20 protein-coding genes and 1 pseudogene are annotated in these 21,330 nt (G+C 71.6%); 14 read left to right on the top strand and 7 right to left on the bottom strand.

The genetic code is table 11. The features are described from left to right. Nucleotides 1–94 precede the first annotated feature (94 nt). Nucleotides 95–232 (bottom strand): annotated as a pseudogene (locus ACIQM4_RS05145) (transcriptional regulator); the annotation flags it as partial. Nucleotides 233–490: 258 nt separating this feature from the next. Between ACIQM4_RS05145 and ACIQM4_RS05140 the strand changes: the two are divergent. The 5 genes from ACIQM4_RS05140 (at nucleotide 491) to ACIQM4_RS05120 (ending at nucleotide 5,334) form a co-directional block, all read left to right on the top strand. Continuing rightward, nucleotides 491–1,000 carry a MarR family winged helix-turn-helix transcriptional regulator gene (locus tag ACIQM4_RS05140; protein ID WP_401586279.1) on the top strand — a complete coding sequence of 170 codons (510 nt, stop codon included), beginning with the start codon at nucleotides 491–493 and terminating at the stop codon, nucleotides 998–1,000. Between the two features lie 87 nt (nucleotides 1,001–1,087). Then, the gene (locus tag ACIQM4_RS05135; protein WP_401586277.1) at nucleotides 1,088–1,420 is read left to right on the top strand and encodes a DUF3817 domain-containing protein; all 333 of its coding nucleotides are present in this window, start codon (nucleotides 1,088–1,090) and stop codon (nucleotides 1,418–1,420) included. Between the two features lie 88 nt (nucleotides 1,421–1,508). Continuing rightward, nucleotides 1,509–3,221 carry a methylmalonyl-CoA mutase gene (locus ACIQM4_RS05130; RefSeq protein ID WP_401586276.1) on the top strand — a complete coding sequence of 571 codons (1,713 nt, stop codon included), beginning with the start codon at nucleotides 1,509–1,511 and terminating at the stop codon, nucleotides 3,219–3,221. Nucleotides 3,222–3,475: 254 nt separating this feature from the next. Further along, entirely contained in the window at nucleotides 3,476–3,985 is a 510-nt protein-coding gene (locus ACIQM4_RS05125) for a MarR family winged helix-turn-helix transcriptional regulator (RefSeq protein WP_401586274.1), read from the top strand. A gap of 203 nt (nucleotides 3,986–4,188) precedes the next feature. Next, complete coding sequence (locus tag ACIQM4_RS05120) at nucleotides 4,189–5,334, top strand: alpha/beta fold hydrolase (RefSeq protein WP_401586271.1); 1,146 nt, start codon at nucleotides 4,189–4,191, stop codon at nucleotides 5,332–5,334. A 103-nt stretch (nucleotides 5,335–5,437) separates the two neighbouring features. Here ACIQM4_RS05120 and ACIQM4_RS05115 read toward each other — a convergent pair whose 3' ends face one another. Further along, nucleotides 5,438–6,178, bottom strand: a complete 741-nt coding sequence (locus ACIQM4_RS05115; RefSeq protein WP_401586269.1) for a helix-turn-helix domain-containing protein — start codon at nucleotides 6,176–6,178, stop codon at nucleotides 5,438–5,440. A gap of 219 nt (nucleotides 6,179–6,397) precedes the next feature. On the opposite strand from ACIQM4_RS05115, the gene ACIQM4_RS05110 reads away from it, so the two are divergent. The 3 genes from ACIQM4_RS05110 (at nucleotide 6,398) to ACIQM4_RS05100 (ending at nucleotide 9,250) form a co-directional block, all read left to right on the top strand. Then, nucleotides 6,398–7,069, top strand: a complete 672-nt coding sequence (locus tag ACIQM4_RS05110) for a DUF4097 family beta strand repeat-containing protein (RefSeq protein ID WP_401586266.1) — start codon at nucleotides 6,398–6,400, stop codon at nucleotides 7,067–7,069. Nucleotides 7,070–7,135: 66 nt separating this feature from the next. Then, on the top strand, nucleotides 7,136–8,302 hold the full coding sequence (locus ACIQM4_RS05105; protein WP_401586263.1) for a serine hydrolase domain-containing protein: 1,167 nt from the start codon (nucleotides 7,136–7,138) through the stop codon (nucleotides 8,300–8,302). 198 nt (nucleotides 8,303–8,500) lie between these two features. Next, a complete protein-coding gene (locus ACIQM4_RS05100) occupies nucleotides 8,501–9,250 on the top strand; it encodes a DUF1838 family protein (RefSeq protein ID WP_401586260.1) in 750 nt (249 codons plus the stop codon). Nucleotides 9,251–9,271: 21 nt separating this feature from the next. Here ACIQM4_RS05100 and ACIQM4_RS05095 read toward each other — a convergent pair whose 3' ends face one another. The 3 genes from ACIQM4_RS05095 to ACIQM4_RS05085 all read right to left on the bottom strand — a co-directional run bounded on the left by ACIQM4_RS05095 (nucleotide 9,272) and on the right by ACIQM4_RS05085 (nucleotide 12,415). Beyond that, the gene (locus ACIQM4_RS05095) at nucleotides 9,272–10,201 is read right to left on the bottom strand and encodes an aldo/keto reductase (RefSeq protein WP_401586258.1); all 930 of its coding nucleotides are present in this window, start codon (nucleotides 10,199–10,201) and stop codon (nucleotides 9,272–9,274) included. A 97-nt stretch (nucleotides 10,202–10,298) separates the two neighbouring features. After that, nucleotides 10,299–11,735 carry an ATP-binding protein gene (locus ACIQM4_RS05090; RefSeq protein WP_401586256.1) on the bottom strand — a complete coding sequence of 479 codons (1,437 nt, stop codon included), beginning with the start codon at nucleotides 11,733–11,735 and terminating at the stop codon, nucleotides 10,299–10,301. Continuing rightward, nucleotides 11,732–12,415: a response regulator transcription factor gene (locus ACIQM4_RS05085; protein ID WP_401586253.1), complete on the bottom strand. Its 684-nt coding sequence runs from the start codon at nucleotides 12,413–12,415 to the stop codon at nucleotides 11,732–11,734. The genes ACIQM4_RS05090 and ACIQM4_RS05085 overlap by 4 nt, the downstream gene beginning before the upstream one ends. Nucleotides 12,416–12,489: 74 nt before the next feature. On the opposite strand from ACIQM4_RS05085, the gene ACIQM4_RS05080 reads away from it, so the two are divergent. Both ACIQM4_RS05080 and ACIQM4_RS05075 read left to right on the top strand, forming a co-directional pair. After that, nucleotides 12,490–13,656: a UDP-N-acetylglucosamine--N-acetylmuramyl-(pentapeptide) pyrophosphoryl-undecaprenol N-acetylglucosamine transferase gene (locus ACIQM4_RS05080; RefSeq protein ID WP_401586250.1), complete on the top strand. Its 1,167-nt coding sequence runs from the start codon at nucleotides 12,490–12,492 to the stop codon at nucleotides 13,654–13,656. Next, nucleotides 13,653–14,666, top strand: coding sequence for a GDP-mannose 4,6-dehydratase (locus ACIQM4_RS05075; RefSeq protein ID WP_401586248.1), 1,014 nt, complete (start codon nucleotides 13,653–13,655; stop codon nucleotides 14,664–14,666). The genes ACIQM4_RS05080 and ACIQM4_RS05075 overlap by 4 nt, the downstream gene beginning before the upstream one ends. Before the next feature lie 46 nt (nucleotides 14,667–14,712). Here ACIQM4_RS05075 and ACIQM4_RS05070 read toward each other — a convergent pair whose 3' ends face one another. After that, nucleotides 14,713–15,342 (bottom strand): TetR/AcrR family transcriptional regulator, encoded by a 630-nt coding sequence (locus tag ACIQM4_RS05070; protein ID WP_401586245.1) that lies wholly within the window; start codon nucleotides 15,340–15,342, stop codon nucleotides 14,713–14,715. A 274-nt stretch (nucleotides 15,343–15,616) separates the two neighbouring features. On the opposite strand from ACIQM4_RS05070, the gene ACIQM4_RS05065 reads away from it, so the two are divergent. From ACIQM4_RS05065 to ACIQM4_RS05050, 4 genes are all read left to right on the top strand, one after another. Then, nucleotides 15,617–16,582, top strand: coding sequence for a tetratricopeptide repeat protein (locus ACIQM4_RS05065; protein WP_401586243.1), 966 nt, complete (start codon nucleotides 15,617–15,619; stop codon nucleotides 16,580–16,582). A gap of 676 nt (nucleotides 16,583–17,258) precedes the next feature. Then, a complete protein-coding gene (locus ACIQM4_RS05060; RefSeq protein WP_401586240.1) occupies nucleotides 17,259–17,891 on the top strand; it encodes a DUF6230 family protein in 633 nt (210 codons plus the stop codon). 135 nt (nucleotides 17,892–18,026) lie between these two features. Beyond that, entirely contained in the window at nucleotides 18,027–18,680 is a 654-nt protein-coding gene (locus ACIQM4_RS05055; protein ID WP_401586238.1) for a DUF6114 domain-containing protein, read from the top strand. Next, nucleotides 18,670–20,292: a hypothetical protein gene (locus ACIQM4_RS05050; RefSeq protein WP_401586235.1), complete on the top strand. Its 1,623-nt coding sequence runs from the start codon at nucleotides 18,670–18,672 to the stop codon at nucleotides 20,290–20,292. Before ACIQM4_RS05055 ends, ACIQM4_RS05050 begins: the two co-directional genes overlap by 11 nt. A 105-nt stretch (nucleotides 20,293–20,397) precedes the next feature. On the opposite strand, the gene ACIQM4_RS05045 is transcribed toward ACIQM4_RS05050, so the two are convergent. After that, on the bottom strand, nucleotides 20,398–20,787 hold the full coding sequence (locus ACIQM4_RS05045; RefSeq protein WP_401586232.1) for a hypothetical protein: 390 nt from the start codon (nucleotides 20,785–20,787) through the stop codon (nucleotides 20,398–20,400). Between the last annotated feature and the right edge of the window lie 543 nt (nucleotides 20,788–21,330).

The raw sequence follows: 21,330 nt of genomic DNA, 5'->3' as shown, positions 1-21,330 counted from the left end.
CGGGGTTACGACCCGTCCCGGAGAGGGTTACGGCCCGTCCCGGGGTGGGGAGGGTCACGCCCGTCCCGGGGCCACCCCCCGTGCTGCGGCCCGCTCACCCTCCGGCCGCCAGGGCGATCCCGAGCGGTGACCGCTCGTACAGCACCTGGTGTCCGTACCGCCGGGGGACCAGCAGTCCCGCGTCGCGCAGCGCGGCGAGGTGCGCCGAGACGGACGAAGCGGCGAGGCCCACCCCTGGACGTGCCCCCGGGCGTGCCCCGGGACGTGGTCCCGTACGCGTGCCCGGATTTGCCCCCGGACGCCTAGCCGGATGTGCCCCCGGACGCGTACCCGGGCGTGCCCCCGGACGCGTGCCCCGCGCAAGGGGGAGAGCCGGCGCAGGAAGCGAAACCGGTGCGCAAAGCCCGGCCGGTGCAAGAAGCCGGTCCCGTCCGGACCGATCCGCGAGACAGAGCTGACCACGATATGACTGACCGGTAGGGTCGGCTCCGTGCCGAAGCCGCTCAGCCTCCCCTTCGATCCCATCTCCCGCGCCGACGAACTCTGGCAGCAGCGCTGGGGTCCCGTGCCCTCGATGACCGCGATCACCTCGATCATGCGTGCCCAGCAGATCCTGCTCGGCGAGGTCGACGCGGTCGTCAAGCCGTACGGACTGACCTTCGCCCGGTACGAGGCGCTGGTTCTGCTCACCTTCTCCAAGGAGGGCGAGCTGCCGATGTCGAAGATCGGCGAGCGTCTGATGGTCCACCCGACCTCGGTCACCAACACCGTGGACCGGCTGGTCAGGTCGGGGCTCGTCGACAAGCGCCCCAACCCCAACGACGGACGCGGCACCCTCGCGTCCATCACCGGCAAGGGGCGCGACGTCGTGGAGGCGGCGACCCGCGACCTGATGGCGATGGAGTTCGGGCTGGGTGCCTACGACGCGGAGGAGTGCGCGGAGATCTTCGCGATGCTGCGCCCGCTGCGGGTGGCGGCCAAGGACTTCGACGAGGCCTGAGAGGGCGCGTCGCGGCGCGGCAGGCCACCGCCCGCGACCCCCGGCCCGCCCGAAGATCGCCCGGTCCGCCCGGTTACGCTCGATGGCATGAAACAGAGCGTGCTGACCCGTTATCGGGTGATGGCCTACGTCACCGCCGTGTGGCTCCTGGTGTTCACCGTCGCCATCGTCCTGAAGTACGGCTTCGACACCGGCGACACCATGCTGATCTCCCAGATCCACGGTGTGCTCTTCATCATCTACGTGGTGTTCGCCTTCGACCTCGGCACCAAGGCGAAGTGGCCCTTCGGCAAGCTGCTCTGGGTGCTGGCGGCCGGCTGCATCCCGGTGGCCAGTTTCTTCGTCGAGCCGAAGATCACCCGCGAGGTGAAGCCGCTGGTCAGGGACCAGGGCCCGGTGACCTCCAAGGCGCAGGCCTGACGCAGGCAGCACCCGCCGCCGTACGGAAGGAAAACCGTACGGCGGTTCTCCATCGACATTTACTAGGACGTCCTAGTAAATTGGAGGGATGGACGCCACGGACAACGCTGCCGCGATCGAGGAGGGCCGCCGCCGCTGGCAGGCCCGGTACGACAAGGCCCGCAAGCGGGACGCCGACTTCAGCACGCTCTCGGGCGACGAGGTCGAACCGGTCTACGGGCCGCGCCCCGGTGACACCTACGAGGGCTTCGAGCGCATCGGCTGGCCGGGGGAGTACCCCTTCACCCGTGGACTGCACGCCACCGGGTACCGCGGCCGGACCTGGACCATCCGCCAGTTCGCGGGCTTCGGCAACGCCGAGCAGACCAACGAGCGCTACAAGATGATCCTGGCGGCCGGCGGTGGCGGGCTGAGCGTCGCCTTCGACATGCCGACCCTGATGGGCCGCGACTCCGACGACCCCCGCTCGCTCGGCGAGGTCGGGCACTGCGGGGTCGCCATCGACTCGGCCGCCGACATGGAGGTCCTCTTCCGGGACATCCCGCTCGGCGACGTCACCACCTCGATGACCATCAGTGGGCCCGCGGTCCCCGCCTTCTGCATGTACCTGGTCGCCGCCGAGCGCCAGGGCGTCGACACCGCCACCCTCAACGGCACCCTCCAGACCGACATCTTCAAGGAGTACATCGCCCAGAAGGAGTGGCTCTTCCAGCCGGAGCCGCACCTGCGCCTGATCGGCGACCTCATGGAGCACTGCGCCGCCGGCATCCCCGCCTACAAGCCGCTCTCGGTGTCCGGCTACCACATCCGCGAGGCGGGGGCGACGGCCGCGCAGGAGCTGGCGTACACCCTCGCCGACGGATTCGGGTACGTGGAGCTGGGGCTGAGCCGCGGCCTTGAGGTCGACCACTTCGCCTCCGGGCTCTCCTTCTTCTTCGACGCGCACCTGGACTTCTTCGAGGAGATCGCCAAGTTCCGCGCCGCCCGCAGGATCTGGGCCCGCTGGATGAAGGAGGTGTACGGGGCGAAGACCGACAAGGCGCAGTGGCTCCGCTTCCACACCCAGACGGCCGGGGTGTCCCTGACCGCGCAGCAGCCGTACAACAACGTCGTACGGACGGCCGTGGAAGCACTGTCGGCCGTCCTCGGCGGCACCAACTCGCTGCACACCAACGCACTCGACGAGACCCTCGCCCTGCCCAGCGAGCAGGCCGCCGAGATCGCGCTGCGCACCCAGCAGGTCCTGATGGAGGAGACCGGCGTCGCCAACGTGGCCGACCCGCTCGGCGGGTCCTGGTACGTGGAGCAGCTCACCGACCGCATCGAGGCCGACGCCGAGAAGATCTTCGAACAGATCAAGGAGCGCGGACTGCGCGCCCACCCGGACGGGCGGCACCCGATCGGGCCGATCACCTCCGGCATCCTGCGCGGCATCGAGGACGGCTGGTTCACCGGCGAGATCGCCGAGTCGGCGTTCCAGTACCAGCGGGCGCTGGAGAAGGGCGACAAGCTGGTCGTCGGGGTCAACACCGCGCACGGTTCGGTCACCGGCGACCTGGAGATCCTGCGGGTCAGCCACGAGGTGGAGACCGAGCAGGTACGGGTGCTGGCCGAGCGCAGGTCGCGGCGTGACGACGCCAAGGTGCGCTCCTCGCTGGACGCGATGCTGGCGGCGGCGCGCGACGGCTCCAACATGATCGAGCCGATGCTGGCCGCGGTACGGGCGGAGGCGACGCTCGGCGAGATCTGCGGAGTGCTGCGCGACGAGTGGGGCGTCTACACGGAACCCCCGGGGTTCTAGCGGCGGTCGGGGCGCGGGTGCCGGTGGTCCTGGGCGTGCGACGGTCGGTGGTCCTTGGCGCGCGGGTGCCGGTGGTCCTCGGCGTGCGACTGTCGGTGGTCCTCGGCGCGCGCTTTGCCGGTGGTCCTCGGTGGGCGGGTGTTGTTGGTCCTCGATGTGCGGGGGCCGGCGGTCCTCGATGTGCGGGGCCGGCGGTTCTCGGTGTGCGGGCGGCCGTTGACCTCGACCTGGGTTGAGGTCGTAGCGTCCCGCACATGACCACGACGAGCGAGCCCAGGACCCCTGCCGCCCCCACCGCACAGCACAGCGCCGACCCGCACGCCGCCGACGCGGACCTCGCCTCCCAGCCCGTCGCCTACTGGACCGGGGTGGCGAGCAACGCAGTCAAGAACCTGCTCCGGGACTCGATGGCACGTCTCGACATCACCCAGCCCCAGTGGTGGGTCCTCAACCGGGTGGACGCGGGCCCGCAGACCCGCGCCGAGGTGGTGGCCGCCCTCGCCGAGTTCGCCGACAATCCGTACGACATCTCCCGGGTCGTCGATCAGCTCCTGCACAGGGGCTGGCTGGCCACGGACCCGGCCGGCGGGCAGCTGAACCTCACCGAGGCGGGACTGGCGGGCAAGGCGGAGGTCAAGCAGCTGGTGAGCGGCCTGCGCGCCCAGGTGCACGAGGGTGTGAGCGACGAGGAGTACGTCGCCGCGCTCAAGGTACTGCGCCGTATGACCGCCAACGCCAGGCAGAGCGCGCAACCGTGGCAGTGAGCGGACCGCCGCGGGGCGCCAGGCAGTGCCAGTGAGCGGAGGCCCGTAGGGCATCCGGTCGTGGCAGCAGGCCGAGTACCACCGTGCACCCGGCGGTGGCAACGGGCAGTGACAGGTGTCAACGGCGGTTGCCCGGGTAGGGGCGGCGCGACAGCAAGATCCGCCCGCCCCTGCCCGCCTTCCTGCCGGAGGACCGAAACACCGTGAGCACCGCCTTCAGAAGTACCGCCCTGCGCAGCGCCGTTGCCGCGACCGCCACCCTGGCCGCCGTCATCGGCACGCTCGCCCTGACGGACGCGTCCCCCGCCGGCGCGCAGCAGCCCCTCGCCCACGCGAAGGAGAAGGGCGAGGGGGACGAGCAGGGGAAGGGCCAGGGTCTGCCGAAGATCCAGGACTCCTTCGACTCCCTCGGCCCCGAGGTGAAGGCGGCGAAGCTCTCCACGGGCCGCACCGCGCACTACATCGACGACGGCCCGCGCGACGGCACCCCGGTCCTGTACATCGGCGGTACGGGAACGAGCGCCCGCGCCGCGCACATGACGGACTTCTTCCGTACCACCAGGGAGAACCTGAACCTGCGGCTGATCTCCGTGGAGCGCAACGGCTTCGGCGACACGGAGTTCGACAAGGGCCTGGGCAAGGCGGACTTCGCCAAGGACGCCCTGGAAGTCCTCGACCGGCTGGGCGTCAGGAAGGTCCGCGTCATCGCGATCTCCGGCGGCGGCCCGTACGCCGCCGAGCTGGCGTCCCTGGCCCCCGGCCGCATCGACCAGCTCCACCTGGCCGCCGCCGCGGCCCCCTACGGCGCCAGGCCCGCCTACTGCGCGCTCCCGGACGCCGAACTCGCCAAGTCCCTCAAGGAGTCGATCACCGACCCGAGGAAGTGGTGGGCGTTCGCCGACGACAGCCCGGTCAAGTCGATCCCCGGTTTCGCGGACACCGCCTTCGAGGAAGGGGCCCGCACCTACAACCAGCGCGGCCAGCAGGCGGACCCGGCCCCGCAGGTCCACGAGCAGAAGCTGTACTGCCTGCGGCCGGGCCCCGACCTCTCGCGGCTGAAGGCCCCTGTCTTCCTCTACGGCGGCAACAAGGACACCACGGTCCCTCCGGCCACTCTCAAGACCTGGCAGGGCGCGCTGCCGGGCAAGCCGGTCGTCCGCACCTACGACGACACCGGGCACGACGTGCAGTACCGCCACTGGGACCAGATACTCGCCGACCTGGCGGGCTACGGCAGCCGCACGGTGGTCTGCCACAAAGGTGACACCGAACTGCCGCCCGCCCGGGAGGCGGCGAAGCTCCTGAAGAACGGGCGCGCGACGCTGGGCAGCTGCGCCTGGAAGAGGTGACCTCCGGAAGCAGCAAGGGGGGACCCCGGCCTCCCGTGTAGCCGGAGCCGGAGCCGGAGCCGGAGCCCATCCCGTACCGCTGCCCGGGGCGCGTCCCGTACCGTCAGGCGGGCTCGCCAGGGGTCGGGTCGGGCCTGGTGCGCAGGACGTCGCGGGCCTGCTCCGCGGCGCGGGCGGTGGCTTCGGAGACGTAGTCCAGGAAGCGCGCGATGTTCTCCAGGCGGGTGGCGGCGGGGGTGCCGGGGACCAGGACGCCGACGCCCCGGCGCGCGGTCTCGACGATCTGGGCGGTGGCGCGGGCGCTGGCGACCATCGACTGGTACCAGATGTCGTCGTCGACCACGTAGCGCTCACGGCGCCCTTCGTCGCGCTCGCGCCGCACCATTCCCTGGCTGTCGAGGAACGCCACCGCCTTGGAGACGGAGGCCGGGCTGACCTGGAGCCGCTCGACGAGTTCGGCCGCGGTGAGGCTGCCCGAGTCCGTGAGGGTGATGCAGGCCATCACCCGGGCCATCATCCGAGGCATGCCGGAAGCGACCTGGACCTCCGTGAACACCTCCTCGTACTCGCGTACCGCCTCGGCGTCCCTGCCGTGCGGCTGTGCGGGCGACTTGACCGCCGGCTCCCGGGGTTCGGCCTGCTTGTGGCGCCTGGCGCGGTGTTCGGTGGCGCGGTGCGCCTGGTCGGCGCGGTAGCCGGAGGCGCCGGTGTTACGCATGACCTCCCGCGTGACGGTCGAGGTCGGACGGTCGAGGCGTCTGGCGATCTCCGCATAGGGAAGACCGTCGGCCAGCCCCAGCGCGATCTGCTGACGTTCCTGCTGGGTGAGTCTGCCTCCCGGCATCGCGGTCTCCTTCGTGGTCCGTGGTGACCCAACATAGCGTTCACCGGCATTCCATTGCAACGGGGGGTGGGAGGGCTGTTGCATTAGGTCGCAGGGCGTTGCAACGATTTTGCTGTGCTGAGCTGCAATTAAGGGGTTTGACGGGTAATTAGGTGTTGCCCAGGTTGTGAATGCAACGTAGCTTTCAGGCATCGGAAACAACGAGCCAAGGAGCACACCATGCAGAAGTTCGCCACCGCCGCCCCCGTCACCACCGTCCTGGACATCCCCGCGGGGCAGATCCGGTTCATCGCCGCCGACCGCGCCGACACCACCGTCGAGATCCTGCCCGCCGACGCAGGCAAGAGCCGCGACGTCAAGGCGGCCGAGCGGGTCGTGGTCGACCACGCCGACGGTGTCCTGCGGATCGCCGTCCCGGCCGCGCAGAGCCGCATGCTGGGCAACTCCGGCTCCGTCGAGATCACCGTGCAGCTGCCCGCCGGTTCGCACGTCGAGGCGAAGGCCGCCAGCGCCGAACTGCGGGGCGTCGGGCGGCTCGGCGACGTCACCTTCGAGGGTGCGCACGGCACGGTCAAGCTCGACGAGACCGCGGCGGCCCACCTCAGCCTCCAGGCAGGCGACGTCACGGTCGGCCGGCTGGGCGGCCCCGCCAGGATCAGCACCCAGAAGGGCGACCTGCGCATCACCGAGGCCGTCGGCGGCGAGGTCGTGCTGCGCACGGAGGCCGGCGAGATCGAGATCGGCGCCGCCCGCGGAGTCTCCGCCACCCTCGACGCCGGTACCGGCTTCGGCCGCGTCCACAACTCCCTCCGTAACTCCGAGGGCGCCGGCGCCGCACTGAACATCCACGCCACCACCTCGTACGGCGACATCACCGCCCGCAGCCTCTGACCTCCCACCGCGCACCGTCTCTCTCCCCGCCGCGTCTTTCGCCCGCCGCCCCTGAGGAGCAGCATCATGTCGAACAGGACCAACGAGACCAGCCAGGCCGCCGCCGGTCAGGACCGCCCCGAACTGCGGAAACTCGCGGAGGAGATGGTGGAGTCCGGCTTCACCGGAGTGCTGCTGCGGGTGCACGACGAGCGGGGCGTGTGGAGCGGCGCCGCTGGGGTGGCCGAACTCGGCGGGGCGGCGATGCCACCGCCCGGCGGGCACGTCCGGATCGGCAGCAACACCAAGACCTTCACCGCGACCGTGGTGCTGCAACTGGTGGCCGAGGGCCGGATCGGGCTCGACGTCCCCGCGCACGACTACCTCCCCGAGCTCGGCATCGACCGGCGGATCACCGTGCGGATGCTCCTCCAGCACACCAGCGGGGTCTTCAACCACACCGGCGAACTCCTGGCGGACGGCACCTTCGCACCGGGCATCCCGTGGTCCGGCCGGGAGTGGGTGGAGGACCGCTTCAGGAGCTACCGGCCCGAGGAGCTGGCCCGGTCGGCCCTGGCCAAGCCGGCCAGGTTCGAGCCGGGCGCGGACTGGAGCTACGCCAACACCAACTACGTACTCGCCAGGATGATCGTCGAAAGCGTCACCGGGCACTCGCTCGCCGAGGAGATGCAGCGGCTGATCCTGGGACCGCTCGGTCTGACCGGCACCCGGGTGCCGGACGCCGAACACCCCCAGCTGGACGTCCCGGAGCCGCACGCCCACGCCTACTACCGGTACGAGGACGCCGACGGCGAGCAGCGGACCGTGGACGTCACGCGCCAGGACCCGTCCTGGATCTCCAGCGGCGGCGACATGATCTCCACCGCCCAGGACCTCCACACCTTCATCTCCGCGCTGGTGGGCGGGGAGCTCCTGCCGCCGCACCTGCTGGCCGAGATGCTCACCCCCGAGTCCAAGGTCGGTTACGGCCTGGGGGTCTTCGTGCAGGACGCGGGCGACGGCTCCAAGGTCATCACCCACAACGGTGGTCACGGCGGTCACGCGGCGCTGATGTTCAGCACCCCCGACGGCAGCAGGACCCTGACCGCCGCGCTGAACTACGTGGACGACGCCGAACTCTCCCTGGGGGCCGCGTTCCAGCAGGCACTCCAGCGACTCGTCGAGGAGGTGTTCGGCGGCGGACGGACCGCGGCGCCGGCCGAGGGCGCCGACCAGGCAGGCACCCAGGCCTGACCTCCCGGCGCCGACCGGGACCGCAGACCCGCCTGGCCTCCCGGCGCCGGCCAGGACCGCATCCTCACCGCCCGGCGCGCGCACCCGGACCGTGGCCCCCGATCGGGGGCCACGATCCGGGCGGCTTTTCCGGCCGTTTCCGTGCCCGTCGCGGTGTTTTCCGCCCGGCCGGGACGGCTGTCGCGCAGAGTGCTCGGTATGACGACCACACCCGCACAACTGCTCCGAGACCTCGCCCGCACCCGGGCCTCCCTCGACGGCGAGGAGGTCACCTACTGGTGGTCTGGAGACGTGTACTCGTGGGCCCCCGACGAGCCCTACCAGCGTCTCTTCGGCTTCGAGGGCCTCAACGTCGCCCGCCTCGTCCAGGACCCCGAGGCGGGCGAGGACGCCTTCCAACTGCTCACCCGCGAGGCCGCGTTCTACCTGGACCCCGTCACCCGCGAGATCCTGGAGACCTGGCAGGAACTGCCGGTGGTGCACATCTGGAACGACCCGGCGAACCAGCGGTGGCGCCCCTTCCCGGTCCCCACGACCGAACTCGGGGACCAGGTCTGCTTCAGTCTGGAGATCCCCCTCGCCTACCCCTCGCCGCTGCCGGTGGCCCAGTACCCGCACGCCTCGGCGGGCGACACCTACAGGGCCCTCGAACTCTTCCAGTTCTTCGCCGACCGCGCCGACCTGGCCGGGTCCGCGCCCAGTGTGCCGGCCACCATGTCGTGGACCCGGATGTCGCCCTGGCTGCCGTGGATGGGCAGGGGACAGCGCCCCGGCGGGCTCACCTACCACTGCCGGGGCCGCAAGCTCGGCTCGTACGCCGAAGTGCCGGAGCGTACCCGCGACCACATCGCAGGCCACCACCCGGAGTTCGCCCACGCCCCGCAGAGGTGGAGCGAGCCCAACGAGACCAGCTGGACGTACTACCGCAAGCTGCACCCGCCCCAGTAGTTCCCCCTGCGGCCCGCGGGGTCAGGTGAGGGGCCGGTCCTGGCCGGCCGTCGGGGCGCCCAGGAGGGACAGGTCCTCGTCGGTGAGGCGCAGGGCGGCCGCGGCCACGTTCGCCTCCAGGTGCGCCGGGTCGCCGGTGCCCGGGATCGCCAGCACGTGCGGGCCCTGCCGCAGCGTCCAGGCCAGGCGGACCTGCGCGGGAGACGCGCCGTGCGTGCGGGCGACGGTCAGCACCCGCGGGTCGTCGGTGCCCGTTGCCCCGGCCTCACGTCCGGCGCCTGCGATGGCGTAGAACGGCACGTACGCGATGCCCTGCTCCCCGCAGAGGCGGAGGAAGTCGCTCTGCTCGCGGGGCGAGTCGAGGCCGTACGCATTCTGGACGCATACCACGGGGGCGATGGCCCTGGCCTCGGCGAGGTGGGCGGGGGTCGCGTTGGACAGGCCGAGGTGGCGGATCAGGCCGGCTTCGCGGAGCCCGGCGAGGACCGCGAAGTGCTCGGCCACCGAGACGATCCCGTCCCGCCGCGGGACGCGGAGGTTCACCACGTCGAGGTGGTCGCGGCCCAGCTGGCGGAGGTTCTCCTCGACCTGGCCGCGCAGTTGGTGCGGCTCGGCCTGCCACCACTCGCCGTTCGCGTCCCGGCCGGGCCACACCTTCGTGGCGATGACGACATCGTCGGCGTACGGGGCCAGGGCCCGGTTGATGAGCTCGTTGGCGGAACGCAGCGACGAGAAGTAGAAGGCCGCGGTGTCGAAGTGGTTCACGCCGAGCTCGACCGCACGTCTGAGCACGCCGATCGCCTGGTCGCGGTCGCGCGGCACGGCGCCTGCCGCGAAGGCCTCACCGGTCTGCGGCAGTCGCATCGTGCCGAGGCCCATGCGGTGGACCGGCAGATCGCCGCCCAGTTTCCAGCTCCCGGCCGCCGCCGCGCCGTTTGTACCCGAAGTCATGCGCACTCCTCGCGATCGGACTCGTCCCCCTGACAGGAGGAACTCGGCATACTGCCACCGGCGTTGCCAGGACCGTCCGCCGGGGCACGCGAGTGCCTCACGACTCCGTCGCCCCGCCACTGCCGCCACCGCCGCCACCGAAGCGCAGCCGGAACAACGCGCCGCCGCCCGGGGCCTGTTCGGCGGTGAGCTCCGCGCCGTGGGCGCGGGCGATCTGGCGGGCCATCGCCAGGCCGAGCCCGGAGCCGGGGAGCGCGCGCGCCGCCTCGGCACGGTAGAAGCGGTCGAAGACGTACGGGAGGTCGTCGGCCGAGATGCCGGGGCCGTGGTCGCGCACCGTCAGCTCCAGCCGGGCGCCGCGCACCGACAGTTCCACCTCCACCGGCGCGCCCGACGGGCTGAACTTCGCCGCGTTGTCCAGCAGGTTGGTGAGCAGCCGGGTCAGTCTGGCCGGCACGCCGGGCAGTACGACCGTCGCCGCTTGCGGGGCGAGGTGGAACGGGAAGGGGGTGGCGGGCCAGTGCGCGGCAGCGGCGGCCACCGTGTGCTCGGCCAGGGCCGCCACGCGTACCTCCTCCAGCAGGGGCTGGGGTTCCTCGTCGCGGGCGAGCTCGATCAGGTCGTTCACCAGCCCCGTGACCTCGCGGAGCTGACGGGTCAGGGCGCCGGAGGCCCGGTCGCGCTGGGCGGGGGTGAGCCGGTCCGACTTCGCGAGGAGTTCGGCATTGGTGCGCAGCGCGGTGAGCGGGGTGCGCAGCTCGTGCGACGCGTCCGCGACCAGCCGGCGCTGGGCGGTGACGGACTGCTCCAGTTCGCCGAGCATGGTGTTGAAACTCGCGGCGAGCCGGGTGACCTCGTCCTCGCGGCCCGGCGGCCCCGGCGGCAGCTCGATGCGGTGACGGGGGTCGCGGGTCGCGGCGATGTGCTCGGCGGTGGCGGTGAGCCGGGCGACCGGGGCCAGGCCGGTGCGGGAGACCCAGTAGCCCAGGGCGGCGGCCAGCAGGACGCCCGCGCCGCCGACCGCCGACAGCAGGAGGGCCGCCTGCCGGATGCCGCGCTCCACCGAGTCGGCCCGCAGGGCGAGTTGGAGGGCGCGCCCGCCCCCGATCGGGGTCACCGCGAGCCGCGCCGGATGGCCCTCCATCCGGAAGTTGGAGAAGTACGGGGCGCGTGCGCCGGACGCCACCTCGCGCACCGGTGGCGTCACCGGCAGGTGGTACGGCGCGGCCGGGTCGTCCGCCGGGTCGGCCGGTACGACCTGGGAGCACGCCGGAGCCGACAGATAGCGGCACTCGCCCGCGATGTTGCCCACCGGCCGGTGCCGGTCGGACTGGATGAGGATGGTCGCCGACTGGGTCAGGTTGAGGTCGAGCTGGTGGTACATCTCGTAGCGGATGACGAAGAACGCGGCGGTGCAGACACCGATCGCGACGAGGGCGACGGCGGCGGAGGCCGCCAGCGCCAGGCGGGTGCGGATCGGGCGGTGACGGCGCCAGCGGGCACCCAGCGCGCGTCGGCGCCGGCCGCCGCTCATGCCCCGTCCGACAGCCGGTAACCGACCCCGTGCACGGTGTGGACCAGGCGGGGCTCGCCCGCCGACTCCAGTTTCCGGCGCAGATAACCGATGTACACCGCGAGCGAGTTGGAGTCAGGACCGAAGTCGCGGCCCCAGACCAGGTCGAGGATCAGCTCACGGGGGAGCACCTGGCCCGGGTGGAGCAGCAGCAGTTCGAGCAGCGCGAACTCGGTGCGGCTGAATTCGAGCGGGCGCCCCGCCCGGTGGCCGGTGCGGGTGAGCGGGTCGACGACCAGGTCCGCGTACGACAGCGCCGGGTCCTCCTCGGCCGGCGGGGCCGCCCGGCGCAGCAGTGCCCGCACCCGGGCCACCAGCTCGTCCAGCGCGAACGGCTTGACCAGGTAGTCGTCGGCGCCCGCGTCGAGCCCGTCCACCCGGTCGCTCACCGAGTCGAGCGCGGTGAGCACCAGGATCGGCGTGCGGTTGCCGACGGCCCGCAGCTGCCGGCAGACCGCGAGGCCGTCCATGACCGGCATCATCACGTCCAGCACGAGCACGTCCGGCTGCCAGGTGGCGACGGCCGAGAGCGCCGCCAGCCCGTCCGGCGCGCCGCGGACCTCGTACCCCTCGATGGAGAGGCCGTCCTCGACGGCGGCCCGCACTTCCGGTTCGTCGTCGGCCACCAGGATCTTCGTCATGCACCGAATCCTGCCAAATGCGGTCAACGGAACCTCTTAGAACCTTCTTACGGATCTTCGTGAGTGTGGCGGCCATGCGCACACCACTCTCAGTCGTGATCGGGGCGGGCGGCACCGGGGGGCACATCTACCCGGGGCTCGCACTCGCCGAGGCACTGCGCCGGGCCGTGCCCGACGCCGTCATCTCGTTCGTCGGCACGACCCGGGGCCTGGAGACGGAGCTGATACCGGGCGCAGGACACCGGCTGCACACCGTCGACATGATCCCCTTCGACCCCTCGCTGGGGGCGAAGCGGTACCTGCTGCCCGCCGCCCTGCTGAAGTCGGGCGCACAGGCCCGCGCGATCCTCAAGGAACAGGGCGCGCACGTCGCCGTCGGCATGGGCGGCTACCCGAGTGCCCCGGTGATCGTCGGCGCCAGGATGGCCGGGCTGCCGAGCATCATCCACGAGTCCAACGCCGTCCCCGGGCGGGCCAACCAGTTCGCCGCCCGGCTGACCAACAACATCGCCGTCGCCTTCGACCGCAGCCGCGCCCACCTGGCGGGCGGCCAGAACGCCAGCACCGTCGGCATGCCGATCGCCGCGTCGCTCGCCCACCTGGACCGGGCCCGGCTGCGTGAGGAGGCCCGCCGGGCGCTGGGCGTGCCGGACGGGTCCCGGCTGGTCCTGTTCAACGGCGGCAGCCTCGGCGCGGTGCGGCTGACCGAGGCGGCCGTGGGCCTGGCGGCCAGGTGGCGCCACCGCGACGACGTGCACCTGCTGATCAAGACGGGACCGGCCAAGCTGGCGGAGACCCGGCAGCGCGTGGCGTACGCGGGCGCCGCGCAGGTCGCCTCGGTGGTGCCCTACCTGGACCGGATGGACCTCGCGTACGCCGCGGCCGACCTCGTGGTCTGCCGGGCCGGGTCCGCGACCGTCGCCGAACTGGAGACGGTCAAGGTGCCCGCGGTGCTGGTGCCCTACCCGCACGCCCCCGGCGACCACCAGACGCACAACGCGCGGGTCCTCTCCGACGCCGGCGCCGCCCACCTCGTACCGGACGAGGAGACGACGGCCGAGCGCCTCGCCGCACTCGTCGAGCCGCTGCTCGCGGACCCCTCCCGGCTCGCGGCGATGTCCCGCGCCGCGGGCCCCAGCACGCACGCTCAGGCCGCCGACCTGCTCGCCGCCCAGGTGCTGCGCCTCTCCGGACTTCCCGAACTCGCCCACATCTCCCGAGACCTGGAGTACACCTCATGAGCACTGCCGCCAATCGCGACCGCATCGACTGGAACGGCCGCAAGGTACTCGTCACCGGCGCCGAGGGGTTCATCGGTTCCACCCTGGTCGACCTGCTCGTGGAGCTCGGCGCCGACGTCCGTGCCTTCGTGCACTACAAGCCGTACGCCGAGAAGGGTTTCCTCAAGCAGCACCTGCGCAGCGACCAGGTCGAGATGTTCACCGGCGACGTGCGCGACGCGGGCCGCGTCAGCGACGCCGTCGCGGGCACGGACACCGTCTTCCACCTCGCCGCCCTCATCGGCATCCCGTACAGCTACGCCTCTCCGGGCGCCTACGTCCAGACGAACGTCGTCGGCACGGAGAACATCGCCGAGGCCTGCCGCCGGCACAGCGTCCGCCGGCTCGTGCACACCTCCACCAGCGAGGCGTACGGGACCGCACTGACCGCGCCGATCAGCGAGCAGCACCCGCTCCAGCCGCAGTCGCCCTACTCCGCGTCGAAGATCGGCGCCGACATGATGGCGCTCAGCTTCCACCACGCCTTCGAGCTGCCGGTCACCGTCGTACGCCCCTTCAACACCTACGGGCCGCGGCAGTCGGCGCGCGCCGTCATCCCGACGATCCTGGCCCAGCTGCACTCCGGGGCACGGCAGATCAAGCTCGGCTCGCTCACGCCGACCCGGGACTTCACCTACGTCACGGACACCGCGCGCGGCTTCCTGGCGCTGGCGGACTGCGACAGGGCGCTCGGCGAGAGCGTCAACCTGGGTACGGGGCGCGAGATCGCGATCGGCGAACTGGCGAGCGCGCTGATCGCCGCCTCGGGCCGGGACGCCGAGGTCGTCGTCGACCCGGCACGGCTGCGGCCCACGGGCAGCGAGGTGGAGCGGCTGCTCTCCGACAACACCCGGGCGCGTGAATGGGCGGGCTGGGAACCGGAGATGTCCTTGGAGGAAGGGCTGAAGCGGACCAGCGAGTGGGTCGCCGAGAACGTCCACCTCTTCACGCCGGACCGCTACCAGGTCTGAGTCGCGCCGGGTCCCGCGCCGGCCGGTCCGATCTGCCCGGGGAGGCTCAGCCGGGGGTCACCCCGCCGAGCCCCCCGACCAGCAGGACCGTGAAGTTGCGTGCCCAGGCCTCGTCCACCGGCTCCGCGCTCACCAGCGCCCGGTGGACGACGGCCCCGGCGATCACGTCGAAGATCAGGTCCGCGTTGCGCGCCGCCTGTACGGGGGACTCCTCGTACGGCAGCTCGCCGCGGGCCTGCGCGCGTTCCCGGCCGAGCAGCACGAGGCGCTTCTGCCGGTCCACGATGGCCGAGCGGATCCGCTCGCGCAGGGCGGCGTCGCGCGTGGACTCCGCGACCACCGCCATCAGGGCCGTCTTGGTCTCGGGGCGCTCCAGGAGCGCGGCGAACTGCAGCACCACGCCCTGCACGTCCGCCAACAGGCTTCCCCGGTCCGGGAGTTCGAGCTCGTCGAAGAGGACCGCGACCGCGTCCACGACGAGCTCGTTCTTGTGTGCCCAGCGCCGGTAGAGGGTGGTCTTGGCGACCCCGGCGCGCTGTGCCACATCACTCATGGTCAACTTCGACCAGCCCAGATCCACCAGTGCGTCGCGGGTCGCGCCGAGGATCGCGGCGTCGGCGGTGACGCTGCGGGGGCGGCCCGTGCGGGGTGGTGAGGGAGTGGCGGGGGTGGACATGCCGGAGACCATACCGGCGAGTAGGTCCGGTCCGGCAGAGGCCCCGAAGGTGATCGTGAGGGAGATCACGGCGCGTTCCGCCGGGCGGTCGAGTTACGCTACGACCCGTAGCGAAAGCCTTCCGCGAGACTTCCCGTGAGGCCGAGCGACAACCACTGGCGTCAGGTGGGGACCCGGCGCCGCCCGAGCAGTACCGAACGACATCGCACAGCGGCACCCCCCGTCAGGGGCGGAGCCTTTTCTGAACCGGTCGCCGAGGGGGGAGGATGTACGCATGCAGCCTAGGAACATGTCCATGAGCGGCGTCGTAGACCTCGCCGCGGTGAAAGCGGCCAACGAGGCCCGGCAGAAGGCGGAGCAGGCGCGCGCCGAGACCGCCCGGCAGGGCGGCACCGCAGCAGTGCCCGCCTCCCACCTCGTCTTCGACGTCGACGAGGCAGGATTCGAGACAGACGTCCTCCAGCGCTCGTCCGAGGTCCCGGTCGTCATCGACTTCTGGGCCGAGTGGTGCGAGCCGTGCAAGCAGCTCGGCCCGCTCCTGGAGCGGCTGGCCCAGGAGTACGCGGGCCGGTTCGTCCTCGCCAAGGTGGACGTGGACGCCAACCAGATGCTGATGCAGCAGTTCGGCATCCAGGGCATTCCGGCCGTCTTCGCCGTGGTGGCGGGACAGGCCCTGCCGCTCTTCCAGGGCGTGGCCCCCGAGGAGCAGATCCGGCAGACCCTGGACCAGTTGATCCAGGTCGGCGAGGAGCGCTTCGGGCTCACCGGGATCCAGGTCGCGGACGGCCCCGTGGCCGAGGCGGAGACCACCGTCCCGGTCGGCCCCTACGACGCGCTGCTCGACGCGGCGATGGACGCGCTCAACGCCAACGACTTCGCGGGCGCCGTCCAGGCCTACAAGAACGTACTCGCGGACGACCCCGCCAACCCGGATGCGAAGGCCGGCCTGGTGCAGGCCGAACTCCTGGGCCGGGTCACGAAGTTGGACCCGCAGCAGACGCGCAAGGAGGCGGCCGAGCGGCCCGCCGACGTGTCCGCGCAGATCGCCGCCGCCGAGCTGGACCTCACGGGCGGTCACATCGAGGACGCCTTCGGGCGGCTCGTCGACACGGTGCGCGTGACGGCGGGGGACGACCGCAACGCGGCGCGGGTCCGGCTGCTCGAACTCTTCGAGGTCGTGGGCGCCGACGACCCGCGGGTGGCATCCGCGCGGGCGGCCCTCGCACGAGTGCTCTTCTAGCAGTTCCGCCGCCGGATCCGGGGCAATCCGCCCCCGGGTGCGGCGACATATCGGTGGATGGTGTTTAAACCTCAACCACCACCGCGGTGTCCGCGACGCTCTTCCGCCTCGCGGGAATTTGGCGACACAGTGACAAAACGCGGCCGCGCTTTACCAAAACTTGGTAATCGCGGCCGCTGTTACTCGCAGTAAAGCGAACTTGTCCTTCTGTCCGCCTTCTCTCGGCAATCGCCCAATTTGCCGCGTCACGCGACGCAGCCGTACGCAACCCTGCGAGACCGCCCGGCAGTGCTTCGGTTATCGGCCCGTTACTAGCGAGTAACGAACCCCCTTGTGCCGAGCCCGTGAATGGACCACGATCGGCCACGCTCGGTCCATTGCCCACGCCCTGACAAGCCGGTCGGGTCGGCGGGTTCTCTGGGTCCCCACCGGGCGGGCCGGCAGCAGTGGTGCCGGCTCAGGACAGGGGGGTCTCCGCGCTCAACCGCGGTGCCTGTCCAGCAGGTTGCGCGAACGCGTGGCCAGTGGTTGTCGCTCGGGGGTGATCGCCGGTGATCGGTACACGGCTCGTGCCGGGCTCCGACGCGGCGCCCGCCCTCCGAGGACGTAGCACTTCTCCCATCCCGACGGGCCCCTGCCCGTACCGGAGATGTACGTCCGAGAAGGAGGAAAGTACATGAGTTCCCAAGTACGCGGTGGAACCAGATGGCGTCGCTTCGCGGTCGTCATGGTGCCGAGCGTGGCCGCGACCGCCGCGATCGGCGTCGCCATGGCCCAGGGTGCGCTGGCGGCTTCGTTCAGCGTCTCCGGCCAGGACTTCAAGGTCACGGCCGACAAGCTGGACGGCACGGGCTTCGTGCAGTACGGCAGCATCGCCCAGGGCACCGACCTGGAGGGCAACCCGACCGCCCACCCGGTCGCGGTCTCCGGCTTCAAGACCGCCGACATCACGAACATGTGCCAGTCGGTCGTCACGCCGGGCGTGCCGATCTTCGGCAGCGTCAGCCTGATGCTCAAGGCAGGCACCGGCGCGACGCCGGTGCACGCCGAGAACATCTACCTGGACGTCGCCGACCTCGACGCCGACGCCGAGTTCTCGAACATCGACATCGGTGTCGCGGCGGGCAAGGCCACCAAGGGCCCCGGCATCCAGAAGGGGACGCAGGCCAACCCCTTCGGCTTCGCGCAGCAGGCCGACAAGGCCGTGCTGACGAAGGTGAAGCAGCGCGCCTGGGCGACCTCGGCGGGCACCTTCAAGCTCAGCAACCTGAGCCTGCGCCTGCACAAGGGCGTCAAGGAGTGCTACTAGGCACTCGGACGCGGGCGTGCCGCTAGCACCCCGCCGCGGGCGGGACACCGTTGGCCGGCTCATCACCGGGGTGGCCCGCCCGCACCCTCTCCCTCATCTTCTGCACAGCAACACCGGTTCCAGGGAGCTGTTTTCATGAGCGCCGAGACCTCGGTTCCGAGCGAGAGCCGCGATTTCCAATACTGGCGGCTACGTTTCCGCGCCTGGCGAGGCGTCCGGCCGTTCTGGGCGGGACTCCTCACCATCCTCGGTGGCGTCCCGATCATGTATTTCCCGTACAACGACCTCAAAATGGGCTCGCTCACGCTCACCATGGCGACGACGGCGGGTGCGGGCTCGCTGATCATCGGCGTACTGCTGGTCACGCTCGGCCTCACGATGTGGTTCCACTCCATCGTGCGGATCTTCGCGGGTGTGGCCGCGATCCTGCTCGCCCTCGTCTCCATCCCGGTGTCGAACATCGGCGGCTTCATCATCGGCTTCCTGCTCGCGCTGCTGGGCGGTGCGATGTCCATCGCATGGGCCCCGGCGAAGGAGCCTGCCGCGCAGGCGCCTTCGCAGCCTGAGCCGCAGCCCGCCGCGCAGGTCCCCGCGCAGCCCTCCGCGCAGCCGTCGTCGCCCGACCGGACGATGACCCTGACGCAGGTGCCGCCGCAGGACACCGGACAGCCGGGGCCGAACCTGACCAAGACCCAGGGCCCGGGAGCCGGTACGGGCACGCACGCGCCGGACACCAGCACGACCGACACATCCGTCGACGCCAATGGCAGGAGGAACAGTGCGGGGTGACGAGGCCCAGGAGATCGCGGGCGGGGGAGAGGCGGCGCGCGGTAGAGGCGGGCCGCGCCACGCGGCCCCCAGGAAGTCGCTGCTGACCAAGCTCCACATGCCGGCCGGCAAGGCCCTGGCCCTCGCGGCGATGCCCACCGCGGTGTTCGTCGGGATGAGCCTGACGCCGAAGCTGGCGATGGCGGCCGAGGAACCGGTGAACCCGTTCGCCCCCGGCCCGTGCGTGACCCAGCCGGACGAGGCGGCCAAGGACGCCGACAAGGACGGGGACGGCAAGCCGGACACCGCGAAGGACGAGGCGGCGAAGGACCAGGCGGACAAGGACGGCGCCGCCAAGGACGAGGCGGACAAGGGCAAGGACGGGGCGGGCGAGCCGGACGCCACGAAGCCGGACGCCACGAAGCCCGGCGGTGCCACGGACGACGCGGCGAAGGACGACCCGGCGAAGGACGACGCCGCCGGTGACGGCGCCGGGGCGGGTGCGCAGGACGGCAAGCCGCCCCCGGACGCCACGAAGTCGCCCGCGCAGCCCAAGGCCCCGGGCGCCGAGGCGCAGACACCCGCGCCCACCCCCACTCCCACCGAGTCCAAGAACCCGCTGGACCCGCTCGGTGTGGGACCGGCGATCAAGGACTTCTTCGACGGCCTCGGCGGCAAGAAGGAGGAGCCGGCGGCTCCCCCCGCGGCCACGCCCACACCGAAGGACTCCGCGGCCCCGGACGCGAAGGACAAGCCGGCCGACGACGCGCAGAAGCCCCCGGCCGCCGACCCGGGCGACGCCGGAGCAGCCGGCGCGGACAAGGCGGACGACGCCAAGGACGCCAAGGCCGGCGACGCCAAGGCCGACGACGCCAAGGACGCGAAGGCTGAGGATGCGAAGGCCGACGACGCCAAGGCCGCGCTCGACAAGAAGGCGAAGGAAGCCAAGGAGAAACTGGCGCAGGAGGAGCAGGCCGCCAAGGACAAGGCCGACGCCGCCACCGCCAAGACCGAGAAGGCCATCCGCGAGGCCGCCGAGAAGCTCGGACTCAAGGTCGAGGACTTCGACCGGGACGGCGACGGCAAGCCCGACCTGGTCCCGAACGCGGACGGCCAGATCCCCTTCCCCTGCCCCACGGCCGACCCCAAGGCCCTGGCGGACGCCGAACTGGAGCCGGGCATCCCGGACCTGCCGGACGACCCGTGGATCCTCGAAACCTCGATGCTGACCCTCCGCGGCCTCAACTACGAGGGCGTCGTCGAGGTCCGCACCGCGGGCGGCAAGATCAAGAAGGTCCTGAAGTTCACCACCAAGGAAACGGACATCAAGGACCTGCACCAGACGACCGTCGGCCCGAACGGCACGACGGGCCACGTCCAGGCGCGCAAGGGCTCCACCTCGACCCTCCGCCAGGGCACGGTCACCATGTACACCGAGGAGCTGAAGGGCAACCTCTTCGGCCTCATCCCGATCACCTTCAGCCCGGAGTCACCGCCGCCGCTGAACGTGCCGATCGCGATGTTCACGAAGGTCAGGGTCGTCCAGGCGGGCCAGTTCGGCGGCACCCTGACCGTCCCCGGTCTGCACAACTACTTCACCGGCCCGGGTACGGGCAACGCGGCGGCCAACTGACGCCGACCGCAGCGGCCTTGGCGGAACCGCCCGGCGCACGGCTGAGCCCCCTCCGTGTTCGACGGAGGGGGCTCAGCCGTGCGCCGGGCGCGGTGCGGTGCTGGTCTAGAGCCACCTCTTGCGCTTGACCACGGCGAAGGTGGCGAGCGCGGAGACGACGACCGCGCCGAGCAGGGCCGGCAGGGCGTAGAAACTGTCGAAGCCGTACTCGTCGAGGTGCTCGAAGTTGGCACCGGGAATCGCGGCGAACGTGGACGGGATCACGAACATCAGCGTGATCGCGGCGACCTTGCGATTCTGCACGGTGGAGACGACCTGCTCCTCCGTCAGGGCGTTGAGCCGGTCCATGTCCTTGTTGAAGTCCCGCAGTTCGTCCCGGATCTCGCGCAGCAGCTCCAAGCTCTCGGGGGCCTCGGGGGCGTGCTCGAAGGAGGCGGGGCTCTGACCGACAGGCCGGGAGCCCAGGGTCTCCGTGCTGAAGGCGTGGTGCGTCATGGTGAAGTCTCCTAGTGCATAGGGGTGGTGACGTTGCGTCAGCCGTAACTCGGGCAGACGCGTCGCGGACCGCGGGGCCGCGGGATGCCTGACGGCAACGCACGGCACGGCGGTGCACTGCGTGAGGGGGTGTACGTGTGGGTGCGTCGAAGGCGCGCATCGCCCACGGCGGCCCCGATGAGCCGGGACTCCGGGGATCAGCTCAGGCGGGCGGAATCCGCGGCTGCCCGTAAGAGGGCGGGGGCGCGGGGCCCTCAAGGCCGTCGCGGTGACCCGGCCGAGCCACGGCCGCGACTCAGGAAGAGAGGACCGAGGTTCAGCGAGCGGTGTCGGTGGCGGAGGCAGAGGCGATGCGGAGTGCGCTGTGCGGGCAACTCGGACTGTGATCCATGGGACCATCGCCTCCTCTCGGCCGTACCTGTCGCCGGGCAGTGCCGGGCGTACACGTGGTGGATGCCGCGGGGCCCGGGGGCTCCGGGCGGTGCAACTCGTCCAACGTAGCAGCGGGTTCGGGGGCCCTTCCGGGCCGATGGGCCCGGCCGG

Origin of the sequence: Streptomyces sp. NPDC091272 (assembly GCF_044757485.1) — a bacterium.
In the GTDB taxonomy this organism is placed as follows: Bacteria; Actinomycetota; Actinomycetes; order Streptomycetales; family Streptomycetaceae; genus Streptomyces.
The sequence above is the reverse complement of the archived record's forward strand: the minus strand, read 5'-3'. Positions and strand labels throughout refer to the sequence as shown.

Bases quoted from the DNA above. Each gene is read 5' to 3' on its own strand.
- ACIQM4_RS05135 (WP_401586277.1), top strand. From the start codon at position 1,088: ATGAAACAGAGCGTGCTGACCCGTTATCGGGTGATGGCCTACGTCACC.
- ACIQM4_RS05130 (WP_401586276.1), top strand. From the start codon at position 1,509: ATGGACGCCACGGACAACGCTGCCGCGATCGAGGAGGGCCGCCGCCGC.
- ACIQM4_RS05125 (WP_401586274.1), top strand. From the start codon at position 3,476: ATGACCACGACGAGCGAGCCCAGGACCCCTGCCGCCCCCACCGCACAG.
- ACIQM4_RS05115 (WP_401586269.1), bottom strand. From the start codon at position 6,178: ATGCCGGGAGGCAGACTCACCCAGCAGGAACGTCAGCAGATCGCGCTG.
- ACIQM4_RS05110 (WP_401586266.1), top strand. From the start codon at position 6,398: ATGCAGAAGTTCGCCACCGCCGCCCCCGTCACCACCGTCCTGGACATC.
- ACIQM4_RS05105 (WP_401586263.1), top strand. From the start codon at position 7,136: ATGTCGAACAGGACCAACGAGACCAGCCAGGCCGCCGCCGGTCAGGAC.
- ACIQM4_RS05100 (WP_401586260.1), top strand. From the start codon at position 8,501: ATGACGACCACACCCGCACAACTGCTCCGAGACCTCGCCCGCACCCGG.
- ACIQM4_RS05095 (WP_401586258.1), bottom strand. From the start codon at position 10,201: ATGACTTCGGGTACAAACGGCGCGGCGGCGGCCGGGAGCTGGAAACTG.
- ACIQM4_RS05090 (WP_401586256.1), bottom strand. From the start codon at position 11,735: ATGAGCGGCGGCCGGCGCCGACGCGCGCTGGGTGCCCGCTGGCGCCGT.
- ACIQM4_RS05085 (WP_401586253.1), bottom strand. From the start codon at position 12,415: ATGACGAAGATCCTGGTGGCCGACGACGAACCGGAAGTGCGGGCCGCC.
- ACIQM4_RS05080 (WP_401586250.1), top strand. From the start codon at position 12,490: ATGCGCACACCACTCTCAGTCGTGATCGGGGCGGGCGGCACCGGGGGG.
- ACIQM4_RS05075 (WP_401586248.1), top strand. From the start codon at position 13,653: ATGAGCACTGCCGCCAATCGCGACCGCATCGACTGGAACGGCCGCAAG.
- ACIQM4_RS05070 (WP_401586245.1), bottom strand. From the start codon at position 15,342: ATGTCCACCCCCGCCACTCCCTCACCACCCCGCACGGGCCGCCCCCGC.
- ACIQM4_RS05065 (WP_401586243.1), top strand. From the start codon at position 15,617: ATGCAGCCTAGGAACATGTCCATGAGCGGCGTCGTAGACCTCGCCGCG.
- ACIQM4_RS05060 (WP_401586240.1), top strand. From the start codon at position 17,259: ATGAGTTCCCAAGTACGCGGTGGAACCAGATGGCGTCGCTTCGCGGTC.
- ACIQM4_RS05055 (WP_401586238.1), top strand. From the start codon at position 18,027: ATGAGCGCCGAGACCTCGGTTCCGAGCGAGAGCCGCGATTTCCAATAC.
- ACIQM4_RS05045 (WP_401586232.1), bottom strand. From the start codon at position 20,787: ATGACGCACCACGCCTTCAGCACGGAGACCCTGGGCTCCCGGCCTGTC.